Raw genomic sequence first — 13,892 nt, 5'->3', positions numbered from 1 at the left:
CCCTTCCCGGCGGGGGGGGGGGGCGGGTCTTTGTTAAAACCCCCCGGGGCGCGCCCGGGCCCGGACTGGGTCCCGCGCCCCCGCGGTGGGGGGGAGTGGTGGCCGCAAAGCGGCCGGAGAGGGGGAATTCGTAGGGCGCTATCACTACAACCGAAAGATCTCGGATTTATCTGGCGCGGCCGGCGCTATTCCCCTCTCCGTCTCGGCTTCGCCGAGCCACCTCTCCCCGCCCTTGGCGGGGCGAGGAACCCAGGCTTGCCAAGGGCGTGGACCCAGGCTTGCCATCCGCCCCGAAATCGCCCGTTTCCCGTGTCTTTCCTTGCCAAAGCCACGTTTCCTGTGGGAAGGGGCATGGTATCTGGCGGCTTGGGGGCTTGGCATGACTGACATCGGGGCCGGGGGCGTAGCACCTTCGCTTATCAAGGCATCGCTCAGCCGTACCGGCAAATGGGCCGGCAGCGTCGCCTTTATCGGGGGTGCCGCGTCCGACATCCTCAACCCGCTGGCGCCTTTCGCCGCCTACATCGCGCTGGCCGCCTCGGTCGCGGCGGTGATCATTGCCATTGCCATCGTGCTCAAGCTGGTGCTGGCGGCCAAGGCGCTGCCGGCCTTGATCTTCGCCACCAGTGCTGCGGCCGTCGCCGGCGGCGTCTATGGCCTGCAACAGCAGACCAACGCACAGAACGGGGTGATCGCCAGCCTGGTGCCGGCCATCGCCGGGCTGCAGCAGTCGATGGGTATCGTCTCGGCCAAGGTGGCCAAGATCGAGCAGACCGTTACCGAAACGCAGAAGACGGTGGAAGCGGTCAAGCAGTCGACCGACACGGTGGCGAAAAAAACCGATGAAATCGCTAACGCCCAGCAGCAGCAGACGCAGCAGACGGCGGAAGTGCAAAAGACCACCGAAGAGGTGAAGAAGCAGACCGAGACGCTGGTCACCGGCCAGGCGCAGCAGCAGGCCCAGACCGAAAAGCTGCAGGCGACGACGCAGCAGATCGCCGCCTCGATCGACACCATCGCCAAGGGTTTTGCCGCGCTTGCCGCGCAGGGCGGAGCGATCGCCGAACCGAAGCGGCCCGACGAGTTCTACCACAATGCCCGCGTCTACGAGCTTTCCGGCGACATGCTCAATGCGCGGCGCTCCTACCTCGCCTTTGCCGGCCTCGATGTCGACGCCATCGACCCCTATACGCGCTTTGCCACGCTGCTCAGGGTGCAGGACGGCAAGGCCGGCGCCCGCGAAGTGTTCGGCGCGCTTGCCGACAAGGGCAAGGCGCTGTCGATCAAGCTGGTGCATATCCAGCAGTTCGACGACGCCCAGCGCCTCGACAAGCTCAACGCCTTCCTCGCCGCCAATGCGGATTTCGCGCCGGCCTATTTCCTGTTGGCGCAGGAGTTTTCGGAGGACCGCCTCGGCGCCCAGACGCTGGCCGACAAGCGCAACGAGGCCAAGGCGCTGACCAAGTTCGTATCCTATGAAAAGGATGGCGCGCTGCTCAAATATTTCGTCGACCAGACGCAGTTGGCCGACTGGCTGGACCGCAGCCGCAGCCGGCTGGCCGCCCTTGGCGACGTGCTCGACCCCGCCCGCTTCGTGCCGTCTCTGACGCCGATGCGTTCCAACCAGGGCTGGTCGATGACCATCTCGCTGCCGGAGCCGGCGACCGCCATCTCCTGGCGCATGGGCGACAGCGGTCCGTTCACCGACACCGGTTTTCTGGCGATGAACGACCAGACCACCGGCAAGCCGATGGCCAATCCGAGCTTCGAGATGCCCGACAGCACCGTGGCCGGGATTATCGCGATCAAATATCTCGACATCAGGGGCCGCGAAACCGGCCCGTTCGACATCCGTTTCGATCCTGAGACAGCACTCCAGCAAGGCAACAAGCAGATCCTCGACCAGTTCTGGACGTCGTGGATCGCCTTCGACTCCGGCGGCAACCACGGCCTGGTCTATTTCACCCAGATGCTGTCCTACCGCTGCGCCATCAAGGAGGTGCGTTACAGCCTGAACGGTGCCGCGCTCGACAAGTCGCTCGAGATACCGCCTTGCGACAAGAAAGACCCTTACGCCATCCCCTACGACGCCAAGGGCTATTTCAAGGTCGCCGACAGCGTGAAATCGATGTCGGTGCAGGTCACCTACACCGACGACACCAAGTCGCCGGTGCGGGAGTACAAGCGGCAGTAGCTCACCCTCCCCCTTGTGGGGAGGGCTATCGCATATGGAATTCTTGAGGCGTCTGCCGGGCACGGACCCCATCCCTAACCCCTCCCCACAAGGGGGAGGGAGACTTCCGTTGCCGCTGACCTAGGCGAAATCGCCTGTCTTTTCGGCGCCAAAGAAGAAATAAAGGCACGCGGCAGCGTTCCCTCCCCCTTGTGGGGAGGGTTAGGGTGGGGGTCCTCTTCGCAAGAATCCATATGCGAAATGCCCGACATCATCCTTGCGCAACCGGCGCCGAAGGGGTTCTGTTTGCGCCTTCAGAATCGGTGAGAGCGCAATGACTGTCAGCACCATCAAGGCCAGGGGTATTTCGGTTTCGCTCGACCTCACGGTCGGCCACATCGCCGACATGGTCGTCGAGGGCGGCGGGCGGCAGCTGAAGCCGTTGCACCGCGCACCCTGGGTCGATGCGGACGAGACGCTGCCGAAAGACCTTCCGGAAGGCACCGTTCGCCTCTCCGGCGATTTTCTCTGCGCGCCGTTTTCGCGCAGCGATGTCGAGGAGGCGCCGCTGCATGGCTGGCCGGCCAACAGCGCCTGGGATGTCACCGAGAGTGCCCCGACGGATGATGGCTGGCGCGCGGTCTACCGCTTGCGGCACAAGGTGATGGGCGCAACGGTCGAAAAAATCCTGACGCTGCGCGACGGCCATCCCTTCCTCTACCAGGAACATGTGTTTTCCGGCGGCCATGGCGCGATCTCGGTCGCGCATCACCCGATGACGGCGATGACGGGCGGCGGCAGGCTGGCCTTTTCGCCCAAGCGGTTTGCCGCGACGCTGGACGATCCGCTGGAGCCGGATCCCGCGCGCGGCCGCTTCATGCTGGCCTATCCGGCGCGCTCCACCGATCTCAGCCATTTCCCCGCCGCCGGCGGCGGCCCGCTCCACCTCCCGCAATACCGTATGGAAGACCGCCGCGAGGATTTCATCACGCTGGTCGAGGCCGATCATGGCGGGCCGGGCTGGACCGCGCTTGCGCGACAGGCCGAAGAGGACCTGGTGCTGGTGCTGAAGAACCCGGCCGAGCTGCCGATCACCATGTTGTGGCTCAGCAATGGCGGGCGCGACTACGCGCCCTGGAGCGGCCGCCACCTGGGCGTGCTCGGCATAGAGGACGGCCGCGCCGCCGTCGGCCATGCCGCCTCGATCGGCGACAACTGGCTGAAGCGCGAAGGGGTAGCGACAGCCTTTGCGCTGGGCGAAGGCCAAAGCGTTTCCTTCCGCCATGTCATCGGCGCGATGCCCCTGTCCGGCGGCGAGCCGCCACAGGAGGTCACGACAGCGGATGGCCGAATGCGGCTGGCAGCGGGCGGTGCGACGCGGGAGGTTCCGTTCGACAGCGATTTCCTGCGTATTGGGCAGCCTCCGGCCGCCTGAGGCGGGATTGCGCTGCCGCGGAGTTTGAAATTTCCACGAACTGCCGCCAAGATGTGGCCGAAATCATCATGCGGAACATGGTGGATATGAAGCTCCTGCAAGAGAGGCTCCAATGTCCGAAATCGCCCATCTCGCCGCTACCATCTTCAAGCGCGCCGGCAAGGCAAACCGCTTTATCGTCGCCATTGCCGGTCCGCCGGGCGCCGGCAAGTCGACGCTGTCGGCGAGGCTGCATGATCTGCTGCCCGAAGGTGCGGCGGAAGTGGTGCCGATGGACGGCTTCCACTATGACGACGCCGTGCTCGAGCGGCGCGGCCTGCGCGCGCGCAAGGGCGCGCCGGAAACCTTTGACTTTGCCGGTTTTGAGGCTCTGCTGAAGCGTATCCGGGCCGGCGAGCCCGACATCGCCATCCCGGTCTTCGACCGCAGCATGGAACTGTCGCGCGCCGCGGCCTCGATCGTTGCCACCGAGACCAAATTCATCCTGGTCGAAGGCAATTACCTGCTGCTCGACGAGGAGCCGTGGTCGCGGCTGGCGCCGCTGTTCGATTTCACGATCTTCGTCGACGTGCCGCGCAATGAACTCGAGCGCCGCTTGCTGGAGCGCTGGCACGAGCATGGCCGCTCCGACGAGGATGCGCGCGCCTGGATCGCTTCCAACGACATGCCCAATATCGACCGGGTTATTGCCCGCCGCCGGGCCGCCGATCTGGTGATCGGCGAACCCGCTTGATTCTACGGATTGCGCAAGGGGAACCTTAAGACTTTCAGGCCGTTATCGCCGATAAGGCAATTCTGCCAAAGAGGGAGTCCGTCCGATGGCACAGAAGGCAAGAAAGCCCGCGCCCTCCAAGGGCAAGGCAACCCAATCCAAGGCAGGCGCCGGCCCGGCGGTCGCGGCGCGTTCAAAGGACACCAAGCCGACCTTCGGCAAGGCGGCGCCGAAAAAAGTGGTGCCGGCCGCTGCGAAAGCCGCGCCGAAAACCGCAAAGCCCAAGAAACCGGCAGGCGCTGACGGTTCTATTTCGGGCAGCGCAATGCGCACGGTCAAGGCTGCGGCCAATGTGGCTGCGGGCGCCGTCGTCATCGCCGCCAGGGGCACTGCATCGCTTGCAGCATCCATGGTGGGCAAGGGCGGCTCGAAAGCCAAGGCGAAGGCAAAGTAGCCTTCTCTAAGGTCGCTGGTTTGCGTCAGGCTCTGGCCGGGATGGTCAGGCCCTTCTGCACTGCCGGTCGCGCAAGACCGCGTTCCAGCCATGCCGCAACATTGGCGAAATCGTCGAAGCCGACGAGGTCGCGCGCTTCGTAGAAGCCGATCAGGTTGCGCACCCAGCCGAGCAGCGAAATGTCGGCGATGGTGTAGTCATTGCTCATGATCCACTTGCGGCCCTTCAGCCTGCCGTCGAGCACGCCGAGCAGCCGCCGCGATTCATCCCGATAGCGCTCCAGCGGGCGCTTGTCCGCGATCTCACGGCCGGCAAATTTGTGAAAAAAGCCGACCTGGCCGAACATCGGCCCGACCGAGGCCATCTGGAAGAACACCCATTGGATGGTCTCGTAGCGGCGCGCCGCGTCCACGGGCATGAGCAGGCCGGTCTTTTCGGCGAGGTAGAGCAGGATGGCGCCGGATTCGAACAGGCCTATCGGCTTGCCGTCCGGACCGTTCGGATCGATGATCGCCGGTATCTTGCCGTTGGGATTGAGCGACAGGAATTCCGGCGTCCAGCTTTCATTCTTGCCTATGTTGACCAGATGCGGCTCGTAGGGCAGGCCGAGTTCTTCCAGGGCGATCGATATCTTCACGCCGTTCGGCGTTGTCGCCGAATAGAGCTGGATCTGGTCCGGATGTTTGGCCGGCCAGCGCGTTGCGATCGGAAAGGCGGACAGGTCGGCCATGGAAAACTCCTGATGGGGATTCGCGCCGAGCGGCGCGGTTTTGGCGGGGGCGGCCAAGAATTAGACGCGCGACATGGCACGATCAATACGGCACGATCAATATGGCGGTGAACGTTTCGCCGTGCACGGACAGTCAACGGAACCGACCGCCTGGCGCACCCCCGGGGATCAGACGGCCTTGAAAGCCAGCACCGCATTGGTGCCGCCGAACGCGAAGCCGTTGCTGATCGCGGCGCGCACCTTGCGCTCACGCGCCACATTCGGCGTGACGTCGAGGTCGCAATCGGGATCGGCCTCGCGAAAATTGGCCGTCGGCGGCACGATGCCTTCGCGGATCGCCATCACGCACGCGATCATCTCGAGCGCGCCCGATGCGCCGAGGCAATGGGCATGCATCGACTTGGTCGACGACATCGAAAGCTTGTAGGCATGGTCGCCGAAGACGCGCTTGATCGCCGCCGTCTCGATCTGGTCGTTGGCCTTGGTGCCGGTGCCGTGGGCATTGAGATAGTCGACATCCTCGGGATTGAACCCGGCGTCGGCCAGGCAGGCGCGCATGGCGGCCGTCGGCCCTTCGATGGTCGGTGCGACAATGTCGGACGCGTCGGCGGAAAGGCCGGCGCCGGCAATCTCGGCAAGGATGGTGGCGCCGCGCGCCATGGCGTGTTCGTAGCTTTCCAGCACCGCCATGCCGGCGCCTTCGCCAAGCGACAGGCCTTGGCGGTCGGCCGAGAATGGCCGGCAGGTGTCCGGTGCCAGCACCCGCAGCGCTTCCCAGCCCTTCAGGATACCCCAGACCAGCGGCGCATCGGTGCCGCCGGCAACCATCACGTCGGCGCGGCCGAGCCTGATCTGGTCGACGGCCGAGGCGATGGCATGGTTGGACGACGAGCAGGCCGAGGTGACACCGAAGACCGGCCCCCGCAGGCCGAGATTCATGCTGACATGGCCGGATGCCGCGCTGGGCATCACCTTCGGCACGGTGAAGATGCCGGCGCGGTTCTTGCCCTCGATCAGGATGGCTCGATAGTTCTCCTCGATGGCTTCCCAGCCGCAGACGCCGACACCGACGACGGTGCCCATCCGATAGGTGGTGGCCTCATTCGAAACCAGGCCGGATTGCTGCATGGCTTCCCGCGCCGCAATGGTTGCCAGCAGGCTGAAGCGGTCCATCGACACGGTCTGCTTGCGGTCGATGCCGTGATCGGGAAGCGTTTTGATTTCGCAACCGACCTTGACCTTCAGGTCATGCAACTGCGGACTTGTAATCTGGCCGATGGCCGAGCGGCCGGCGCGCATCTCGTTCCAGATCGCAGGTACGCTGGTGCCGAGCCCGCAAATGCCGCCCATGCCGGTGATAACGACGCGCTGCCGCATTCAGGTCAGGCTTTTTTCGCGATCAGCGCGCGGACAGCTTCGACCATATCGCCGACATTCTTCAGATTGCTCCAGGCGTCGACCGTGTTCATCTCGATCTCGATGCCATACTCTTCCTCAAGATCGAAGATGATCTCCGTCAGCTCGAGCGAATGGATACCAAGCGAGGTCAATTCGGTGGTGGTGGTGATTTCCTCGCCACCCGGCTCGGCATGAGCCTTGATCTTCGCGATGATATCCGTTGCCAGCTGGTCGGCCATTCGGTTTCTTCCCCACTATGTCGCGTTTCCCGACGCCAACTGCGCAGCGCCCCTTTTCTCCTGGTATCAAGCCGCCGTCGTCGTTTTATACCCCCGCCAAGCGCTGCGTGACCGTACCAAGGTGGTTCCCTCTATAGAAACCGAAACGTTGTCAAGCAACAAGCTATATCGAACTCCATATCGACAAAGCCGCCGGAGTGCTTAACGTGCTGGCATGGATACGGCTGAACATGGCGAGATTTCGACGCAGCGCGTTGCGGGCGTGGCGCGGCTTTCCTGCGCTCTCGGTGACGGTCGCACGCGCCTGCGGCGCCTCTATCAGGACGGTGCCGCCAAGATAAGGATGCCGGCTGTCTCGGCCGATCCGCTCGAAGCGGTGCTGATCAACACCGCCGGCGGGATGACGGGCGGCGACCGTATCGCCTGGGACGTGGATGTCGGCGCGGCCGCCTCTGTGTCGATCACGACCCAGGCCTGCGAGAAGATCTACCGGGCGGCATCCGACCGTGCCGAAGTGCGGGTCAAATTGTCGGTTGGTGAAAACGGCCGCATCGCCTGGCTGCCGCAGGAAACCATCGTCTTCGACCGGGCGGCCTTTGCCCGCACGCTCGACGTCGAGCTTGCCGCCGGCGCCGAGGCGCTGGTGCTGGAAGCCGCCGTCTTCGGCCGCCTGGCGATGGGCGAACGCGCCGCGCAGGGCCATTTCCACGACCGTTGGCGCATCCGCCAGGATGGTTTCCTCATTCACGCGGAGGATTTCCGCATCGGACCCGATATCGCCGCCACGCTCGATCGGCCGGCGGTTGCAGGCGGCGCGATCGCGATGGCGACGCTGCTTTTGGTGTCGCCGCGGGCCGAAGCCTTGCTCGACCCGGTTCTGGAGATCGTCGGCGACCAGGGCAGCGCCAGCGCCTGGAGCGTCAAGAAATCTGGCAAGCTTCTTGCGAGGCTCTACGCCGGGGATGGCTACCGGCTGCGCCAGCGGCTGGTTCCACTCGTCGAATTGCTCAACGGAAGGGCGGGGTTGCCCAAATTATGGTCACTGTAGGCCTGTCGCTACCAGCCTGGGAAAACGCATGAACCTGACGCCGAGGGAAAAGGACAAGCTGCTGATCGCCATGGCGGCGATCGTGGCGCGCAAGCGGCTCGAACGCGGGGTCAAGCTCAACCATCCGGAAGCGATCGCGCTGATCACCGACTTCGTCGTCGAGGGCGCCCGTGACGGCCGCCCGGTCGCCGACCTGATGGAGGCCGGCGCCCATGTCGTCACCCGCGCGCAAGTCATGGAAGGCATCGCCGAGATGATCCACGACGTGCAGGTCGAGGCGACATTTCCCGACGGCACAAAGCTGGTGACCGTGCACGAACCGATACGGTGAGGAGGAGAAGATGCTTGAGCTGCGCCCCAACTGCGAATGCTGTGACAAGGACTTGCCGCCGGAGGCAACAGATGCGTTGATCTGCACCTTCGAGTGCACCTTTTGCGCCGACTGCGTGGAGCATGTGCTGGGCGGCACCTGCCCCAATTGCGGCGGCAATTTTTCGGCGCGGCCGATCCGGCCAGTGGCGATGCTGAAGAAATATCCGGCGTCGACCAGGCGGGTGCTCAAGGCCGAAGGCTGCGGTCCCCGTAAGGCGGCATGAACACAACGACCCTTAACCAGAAGGCATTTCGATGATCCCCGCTCCGATGAAACGCGCTTCGCTTTCCGCAATTCTGCTTCTAGCCGCTGCCATGCCGGCCTATGCCCATGTCGGCATCGGCACGACCTCCTCCTTCATGGCCGGCTTCATGCACCCGCTCTCCGGTGTCGATCATATGACCGTGATGATCGCGGTCGGACTGTGGGCAGCGCTCAAGGGCGGCAAGGCGGTTCTTGCCTGGCCGGCGGCCTTTGTCGGCGTCATGCTGGCCGGCGGCGCGCTCGGCATGCTGCACATGCCGCTGCCCTTCGTCGAACCGGGCATCCTGGCATCGGTCGTGGTGCTCGGGCTGCTGGTGGCGCTGGCGGTCGACCTGCCGGTCTCGGCCGGCGTCGCGATCATCGGCCTGTTCGCGCTGTTCCACGGCCACGCCCATGGCACCGAGGTGCCGGAGAATGCCGGAGGGCTTGAATACATGGCCGGCTTTGCCGTCGCCACCGCGGCTCTCCATGCCACCGGCATCGCCGCCGGGCTCGGTCTCGGCATCCGGTTCCGTGGCTTGGCCCGCGCTGCCGGTGCCGCTTGCGCGGCGATCGGTGCCGGCCTCGTCTTCGGTGTGCTGTGAAGATGATCCCGGGCGAAATCATCACGGCGGGCGGTGACATAGACCTGAACAAGGGTCTGCCGACCGTCACCTTGAAAGTGGCCAACAGCGGCGACCGGCCGATCCAGGTCGGCAGCCACTATCACTTCTTCGAGACCAATGAGGGGCTGAAGTTCGACCGCGAGCTTGCTAGAGGCATGCGCCTCGACATCGCCGCCGGCACGGCCATGCGCTTCGAGCCGGGACAGGAGCGCGACGTGACACTGGTGCCGCTCGGCGGCAAGCGCGAGGTCTACGGATTTCAGCAGAAGGTGATGGGCAAGCTGTGAGATTTCCCAGCGCGCTCGGCTCAGTTCGACGGCTTGGCCGCGGCGTAGATGACGACCTTTCCGGGATCGTCGAATTCGACGGCGAGGACATCCTGCACAAGCACGCGCCGCGACTCGATGGCGTTGAACAAGAGCGCGTTGGCCTCGATCTCCTTGCGCAATTCCGCAATATCGTCCTGATGCTGCTTGATCTTGCTTTCGATTACTGCCGGCGGGCCGCCTTCGGTGCGCGCGGCGTCGGTCAGGAATACGATATCGACCTTGTCGAGCTTGGATGTCTTGCGCACCATGCCGATGTTTTCACGCGTCCGGTCGATCGCAATGTTGACGTTGCCGGCCTCAGCGGTGGCCTTGGCCTCTTCCTGCTTGACCTGCGAACCGATGATGCGGTTGACGGTCTCCGTGCTTTCGACACCTTGTCCGGCAACGGGACCGGTGGCCGCGAGGAACGCCGTGGCGGCGACTGCCTGCAGCCATCTTTGGGCGGAAAAGGGAGTGATCGCCATCGCTCGCTCCTGAGAGAACTCGTTTCGGGACGCGGTTTAGCGCGAGAACGACAAAACGAATCCCGCCCGGCGAAGGTTCCCTTCCCAATGCGGCCGGCGGGCCGGATGCCGGCCCGCCGCGCTGCCTGGTCAGCTCGCCTTCTTGGTGATCAGGGTCAGCGCGCCGTTGGGTTCCATGCTGGCGGCGACGACCTGCGCCGAGCTGAGCCCTTTGGCCTCCAGCGCGGACTTGACCTTGGGCGTGGCGTCGATCGAGCTGCGCAGTTTCTTCAAGCCGTCATCGCCACGCTGGGCGATCACCTGGTTGACCTGCGTCTGGGTGTCCTTTGGCAGCTCCGTGATGTCGACGATGTTGACGCTCTGGATCGTCGGTACGGCAGGCTGCGCCTGGGGTGTGGCCGGAGCGGGCGTGGTCGGCGCCGGAGCGGGCTGTTGCGCGGGTTGCTGCTGGGCACGGGCGGCGCCCGCCAGCATCAGGGTAGCGGCAGCGGCAAGAACTATCGTTTTGCGCATGGATTTTCCTTTCCATCGATTGGCAAACGGTCGTTTTGGGGTGGCCCCCTAACCTCAAACGCCAAATGGGATCAGAAAGTGTCGCCGAGCGGGTCATTACGTGACCATTGGATGGCGACAATGTGCAGCCGGGCTTCAATCAAACCGCATTTCGGCAAACCGCATTTCGCCAAACCACATTTCGCCAAACCGCACTTCGGGAGCAATCGCTGATGGCCAGAATTACCCGCGCCGCCTATGCGCAGATGTACGGCCCGACGGTCGGCGACAAAGTGCGGCTTGCCGACACGGAACTGTTCATCGAGGTCGAGAAGGATCTCACCATCCATGGCGAAGAGGTAAAATTCGGCGGCGGCAAGGTGATCCGCGACGGCATGGGCCAGAGCCAGGTTTCCCGAGCCCAGGGCGCAGTCGACACCGTGATCACCAACGCGCTGGTGGTCGACGCCAGCGCCGGAATCTTCAAGGCCGATATCGGTCTGCGAGATGGGCGCATCGCTGCGATCGGCAAAGCCGGCAATCCCGATACTCAAGATGGCGTCACCATCATCATCGGTCCCGGCACCGAGATCATCGCCGGCGAAGGCAAGATCCTGACCGCGGGCGGCTTCGACGCGCATATCCATTTCATCTGCCCGCAGCAGATCGAGGAAGCGCTGATGAGCGGCATCACCACCATGCTTGGCGGCGGCACCGGCCCAGCGCATGGCACGCTGGCGACCACCTGCACGCCGGGGCCCTGGCACATGGCGCGCATGATCCAGTCCTTCGATGCCTTCCCGATGAACATCGGCCTGTCGGGCAAGGGCAATGCGTCCCTGCCCGCCGCGCTCGAGGAAATGGTGCTGGGCGGCGCCTGCTCGCTGAAGCTGCACGAGGACTGGGGCACGACCCCGGCGGCCATCGACTGCTGCCTCTCGGTCGCCGACGATTACGATGTGCAGGTGATGATCCACACCGACACTCTGAACGAATCCGGCTTCGTCGAGAACACGGTGGCGGCTATCAAGGGCCGGACCATCCACGCCTTCCACACCGAGGGTGCCGGCGGCGGCCATGCGCCCGACATCATCAAGGTCTGCGGCTTGCCCAACGTCATCCCGTCCTCGACCAATCCGACGCGGCCCTACACGGTCAACACGCTGGCCGAGCATCTCGACATGCTGATGGTTTGCCATCATCTGTCGCCGTCGATCCCCGAAGACATCGCCTTTGCCGAAAGCCGCATCCGCAAGGAGACCATCGCGGCGGAGGACATCCTGCACGACATCGGCGCCTTTTAGATCATCTCTTCCGACAGCCAGGCCATGGGCCGTGTCGGCGAAGTGGCGATCCGCACCTGGCAGACCGCCGACAAGATGAAGCGGCAACGCGGGTCGCTGCCGCAGGAAACCGGCAACAACGACAATTTCCGCGTCCGCCGCTATATCGCCAAATACACGATCAATCCGGCCATCGCGCATGGGCTGTCGAAGGATATCGGCTCGATCGCGGTTGGAAAGCGCGCCGACCTGGTGCTGTGGAACCCGGCCTTCTTCGGCGTCAAACCGGATATGGTGCTGATCGGCGGCATGATCGCCGCCGCCCCGATGGGCGACCCGAACGCCTCGATCCCGACGCCGCAGCCGATGCACTACCGGCCGATGTTCGGCGCCTATGGCAAGGCCAGGACCAATTCGTCGGTGACCTTCGTTTCGAAGGCAGCGCTCGAATCCGGCCTGCACGGCAGGCTGGGCGTGGACAAGCAGTTCGTCGCCGTCGAGAACACCCGCGGCGGCATCGGCAAGCATTCGATGGTGCTCAACGACGCTACGCCGCATGTCGAGGTCGACCCGGAAACCTACGAAGTGCGCGCCGACGGCGAGCTGCTGACCTGCGAGCCGGCGACCGTGCTGCCGATGGCGCAGAGGTATTTTCTGTTTTGAACTTCATCCCTAATGCGGCATCGCACGAAGCCGTTTGAACGCGACGCGGTTTGGGGCAATATACACCCCATGAACAGGATCGATCGCCTCAGAGCCCTTACGCCCTACGAAACGGACTTTGCGCAGTGGAGCGCCGAACAGGCAGCGCTGTTGCGCGACGGGCGCCTTTCCGAGCTTGATCGGGAGAACGTAGCCGAGGAGATCGAAAGCTTGGGGAGGAGTGACAGGCGGGAGATCCGCAGCCGGATGGAGGTGTTGATTGCACATCTTCTGAAATGGGAATTCCAGCCCGGCCACAGATGCCATAGCTGGCAGGCATCAATCTCCGAACAGCGCGTTTGGATCGGAAATATCATCAAGGATAGCCCGAGCCTCCGTCGTTATCCCGCGCAGATTTTCGATGAGGCATACGGGTACGCTTTGCCGACAGCGGCAAGGGAGACCGGTTTGAGGAAGGCCCATTTCCCGGCCGAGCCTCCCTTCACAGTCAAGCAGGCCCTCGATGGACGATTTTGGCCAGGCGGTCCACTTTCGATGGATGACTTCCTGCGGGATTAGCCGCTTCTTCGTTTATTGCGCTCCGAGTTACAGCCGGCCATATGGAACAGCAAATCGCCTCCGCCCACGACATCTTCCCGCACATCCGCATCGTCATGGGCATGGTGATCGGGCTTGGTGTCGCCCGCCTGCTGTCGGGGGTGGCGCGCATCGTCCAGCATCCGGGCCAGTACCGGCTCTATCCCGTGCATCTGGCCTGGGTCGCTTCGGTGCTTTTGATGCTGGTGCATTTCTGGTGGTGGGAGTTCGGTCTCTACGCCATTGAGACGTGGACCTTCGGCAAGTACCTATTCATCATCTTCTACGCGATCACGCTGTTCCTGCTGTGCGCCCTGCTGTTTCCGGATTCGATGCTGGATTACACCAGCTACGAGGATTTCTTCTATTCGCGCCGTGCCTGGTTCTTCGGCCTGCTGGCGGCGACCTATCTGCTCGACGTGGTCGACACGCTGCTGAAAGGGCCGGAGCATTTCGCCCGCTTCGGCAGCGAGTATCTGTTCCGAACGCCGGTCTTCGTCGCGTTTTGCATCGTTGCGATTCTGGTGCGCGACCGCCGCTTCCACATCGCCTTTGTCGCGGCGGCGCTCATCTATCAGATATCGTTCATCCTGCGGCTCTTCGACACCATCGTCTGAGTGAACGCGATGGTCTAGGCTGTTCGGGAAAGGCAGG

General features: G+C 63.9%; 16 protein-coding genes and 1 pseudogene. 12 read left to right on the top strand and 5 right to left on the bottom strand.

Going from position 1 to position 13,892, the window contains the following annotated elements:
- The first annotated feature begins 379 nt into the window (after positions 1-379).
- The 4 genes from NKJ06_RS22580 (at position 380) to NKJ06_RS22565 (ending at position 4,774) form a co-directional block, all read left to right on the top strand.
- A complete protein-coding gene (locus tag NKJ06_RS22580) occupies positions 380-2,194 on the top strand; it encodes a methyl-accepting chemotaxis protein (RefSeq protein WP_352810652.1) in 1,815 nt (604 codons plus the stop codon).
- A 313-nt stretch (positions 2,195-2,507) separates the two neighbouring features.
- Entirely contained in the window at positions 2,508-3,608 is a 1,101-nt protein-coding gene (locus NKJ06_RS22575; RefSeq protein ID WP_352810651.1) for a hypothetical protein, read from the top strand.
- A gap of 112 nt (positions 3,609-3,720) precedes the next feature.
- Positions 3,721-4,341, top strand: coding sequence for a nucleoside/nucleotide kinase family protein (locus NKJ06_RS22570; RefSeq protein ID WP_352634651.1), 621 nt, complete (start codon positions 3,721-3,723; stop codon positions 4,339-4,341).
- A gap of 85 nt (positions 4,342-4,426) precedes the next feature.
- Positions 4,427-4,774: a hypothetical protein gene (locus NKJ06_RS22565; RefSeq protein WP_352634649.1), complete on the top strand. Its 348-nt coding sequence runs from the start codon at positions 4,427-4,429 to the stop codon at positions 4,772-4,774.
- 25 nt (positions 4,775-4,799) lie between these two features.
- On the opposite strand, the gene NKJ06_RS22560 is transcribed toward NKJ06_RS22565, so the two are convergent.
- The 3 genes from NKJ06_RS22560 to NKJ06_RS22550 all read right to left on the bottom strand — a co-directional run bounded on the left by NKJ06_RS22560 (position 4,800) and on the right by NKJ06_RS22550 (position 7,141).
- Positions 4,800-5,504 (bottom strand): glutathione S-transferase family protein, encoded by a 705-nt coding sequence (locus tag NKJ06_RS22560; RefSeq protein WP_352634647.1) that lies wholly within the window; start codon positions 5,502-5,504, stop codon positions 4,800-4,802.
- Between the two features lie 168 nt (positions 5,505-5,672).
- On the bottom strand, positions 5,673-6,881 hold the full coding sequence (locus NKJ06_RS22555) for a beta-ketoacyl-[acyl-carrier-protein] synthase family protein (RefSeq protein ID WP_352634645.1): 1,209 nt from the start codon (positions 6,879-6,881) through the stop codon (positions 5,673-5,675).
- 5 nt (positions 6,882-6,886) lie between these two features.
- A complete protein-coding gene (locus NKJ06_RS22550; RefSeq protein WP_013528393.1) occupies positions 6,887-7,141 on the bottom strand; it encodes an acyl carrier protein in 255 nt (84 codons plus the stop codon).
- A gap of 214 nt (positions 7,142-7,355) precedes the next feature.
- Here NKJ06_RS22550 and NKJ06_RS22545 point away from each other — a divergent pair, with 214 nt between their 5' ends.
- Genes NKJ06_RS22545 through NKJ06_RS22525 form a run of 5 tightly spaced genes read left to right on the top strand, consistent with a single transcriptional unit; the run spans position 7,356 to position 9,718 of the window.
- Positions 7,356-8,189: an urease accessory protein UreD gene (locus NKJ06_RS22545; protein WP_352634643.1), complete on the top strand. Its 834-nt coding sequence runs from the start codon at positions 7,356-7,358 to the stop codon at positions 8,187-8,189.
- 28 nt (positions 8,190-8,217) lie between these two features.
- Entirely contained in the window at positions 8,218-8,520 is a 303-nt protein-coding gene (locus tag NKJ06_RS22540) for an urease subunit gamma (protein WP_023760238.1), read from the top strand.
- A 10-nt stretch (positions 8,521-8,530) separates the two neighbouring features.
- Positions 8,531-8,785, top strand: coding sequence for a DUF1272 domain-containing protein (locus NKJ06_RS22535; RefSeq protein ID WP_352634641.1), 255 nt, complete (start codon positions 8,531-8,533; stop codon positions 8,783-8,785).
- Between the two features lie 31 nt (positions 8,786-8,816).
- A complete protein-coding gene (locus NKJ06_RS22530; protein WP_352634638.1) occupies positions 8,817-9,410 on the top strand; it encodes a HupE/UreJ family protein in 594 nt (197 codons plus the stop codon).
- A gap of 2 nt (positions 9,411-9,412) precedes the next feature.
- Positions 9,413-9,718, top strand: coding sequence for an urease subunit beta (locus NKJ06_RS22525; protein WP_352634636.1), 306 nt, complete (start codon positions 9,413-9,415; stop codon positions 9,716-9,718).
- A gap of 20 nt (positions 9,719-9,738) precedes the next feature.
- Here NKJ06_RS22525 and NKJ06_RS22520 read toward each other — a convergent pair whose 3' ends face one another.
- Both NKJ06_RS22520 and NKJ06_RS22515 read right to left on the bottom strand, forming a co-directional pair.
- Positions 9,739-10,224, bottom strand: coding sequence for a hypothetical protein (locus NKJ06_RS22520; RefSeq protein ID WP_352810647.1), 486 nt, complete (start codon positions 10,222-10,224; stop codon positions 9,739-9,741).
- A 129-nt stretch (positions 10,225-10,353) separates the two neighbouring features.
- Positions 10,354-10,737: a hypothetical protein gene (locus tag NKJ06_RS22515; protein ID WP_352634632.1), complete on the bottom strand. Its 384-nt coding sequence runs from the start codon at positions 10,735-10,737 to the stop codon at positions 10,354-10,356.
- A 212-nt stretch (positions 10,738-10,949) separates the two neighbouring features.
- Here NKJ06_RS22515 and ureC point away from each other — a divergent pair.
- The 3 genes and pseudogenes from ureC (at position 10,950) to NKJ06_RS22500 (ending at position 13,855) form a co-directional block, all read left to right on the top strand.
- Positions 10,950-12,662 (top strand): annotated as a pseudogene (gene ureC, locus NKJ06_RS22510) (urease subunit alpha).
- Positions 12,663-12,731: 69 nt separating this feature from the next.
- Entirely contained in the window at positions 12,732-13,220 is a 489-nt protein-coding gene (locus NKJ06_RS22505; RefSeq protein WP_352634629.1) for a DUF29 domain-containing protein, read from the top strand.
- A 41-nt stretch (positions 13,221-13,261) separates the two neighbouring features.
- Positions 13,262-13,855, top strand: coding sequence for a hypothetical protein (locus tag NKJ06_RS22500; RefSeq protein ID WP_352634628.1), 594 nt, complete (start codon positions 13,262-13,264; stop codon positions 13,853-13,855).
- The last annotated feature ends 37 nt before the right edge of the window (positions 13,856-13,892 follow it).

This window comes from Mesorhizobium sp. M0293, assembly GCF_040321735.1.
GTDB lineage: Bacteria > Pseudomonadota > Alphaproteobacteria > Rhizobiales > Rhizobiaceae > Mesorhizobium.
This window is presented reverse-complemented; position numbering and strand designations above follow the sequence as displayed.

Coding starts and splice junctions, on each gene's coding strand:
- NKJ06_RS22580 (WP_352810652.1), top strand. CDS start 380: ATGACTGACATCGGGGCCGGGGGCGTAGCACCTTCGCTTATCAAGGCA.
- NKJ06_RS22575 (WP_352810651.1), top strand. CDS start 2,508: ATGACTGTCAGCACCATCAAGGCCAGGGGTATTTCGGTTTCGCTCGAC.
- NKJ06_RS22570 (WP_352634651.1), top strand. CDS start 3,721: ATGTCCGAAATCGCCCATCTCGCCGCTACCATCTTCAAGCGCGCCGGC.
- NKJ06_RS22565 (WP_352634649.1), top strand. CDS start 4,427: ATGGCACAGAAGGCAAGAAAGCCCGCGCCCTCCAAGGGCAAGGCAACC.
- NKJ06_RS22560 (WP_352634647.1), bottom strand. CDS start 5,504: ATGGCCGACCTGTCCGCCTTTCCGATCGCAACGCGCTGGCCGGCCAAA.
- NKJ06_RS22555 (WP_352634645.1), bottom strand. CDS start 6,881: ATGCGGCAGCGCGTCGTTATCACCGGCATGGGCGGCATTTGCGGGCTC.
- NKJ06_RS22550 (WP_013528393.1), bottom strand. CDS start 7,141: ATGGCCGACCAGCTGGCAACGGATATCATCGCGAAGATCAAGGCTCAT.
- NKJ06_RS22545 (WP_352634643.1), top strand. CDS start 7,356: ATGGATACGGCTGAACATGGCGAGATTTCGACGCAGCGCGTTGCGGGC.
- NKJ06_RS22540 (WP_023760238.1), top strand. CDS start 8,218: ATGAACCTGACGCCGAGGGAAAAGGACAAGCTGCTGATCGCCATGGCG.
- NKJ06_RS22535 (WP_352634641.1), top strand. CDS start 8,531: ATGCTTGAGCTGCGCCCCAACTGCGAATGCTGTGACAAGGACTTGCCG.
- NKJ06_RS22530 (WP_352634638.1), top strand. CDS start 8,817: ATGATCCCCGCTCCGATGAAACGCGCTTCGCTTTCCGCAATTCTGCTT.
- NKJ06_RS22525 (WP_352634636.1), top strand. CDS start 9,413: ATGATCCCGGGCGAAATCATCACGGCGGGCGGTGACATAGACCTGAAC.
- NKJ06_RS22520 (WP_352810647.1), bottom strand. CDS start 10,224: ATGGCGATCACTCCCTTTTCCGCCCAAAGATGGCTGCAGGCAGTCGCC.
- NKJ06_RS22515 (WP_352634632.1), bottom strand. CDS start 10,737: ATGCGCAAAACGATAGTTCTTGCCGCTGCCGCTACCCTGATGCTGGCG.
- NKJ06_RS22505 (WP_352634629.1), top strand. CDS start 12,732: ATGAACAGGATCGATCGCCTCAGAGCCCTTACGCCCTACGAAACGGAC.
- NKJ06_RS22500 (WP_352634628.1), top strand. CDS start 13,262: ATGGAACAGCAAATCGCCTCCGCCCACGACATCTTCCCGCACATCCGC.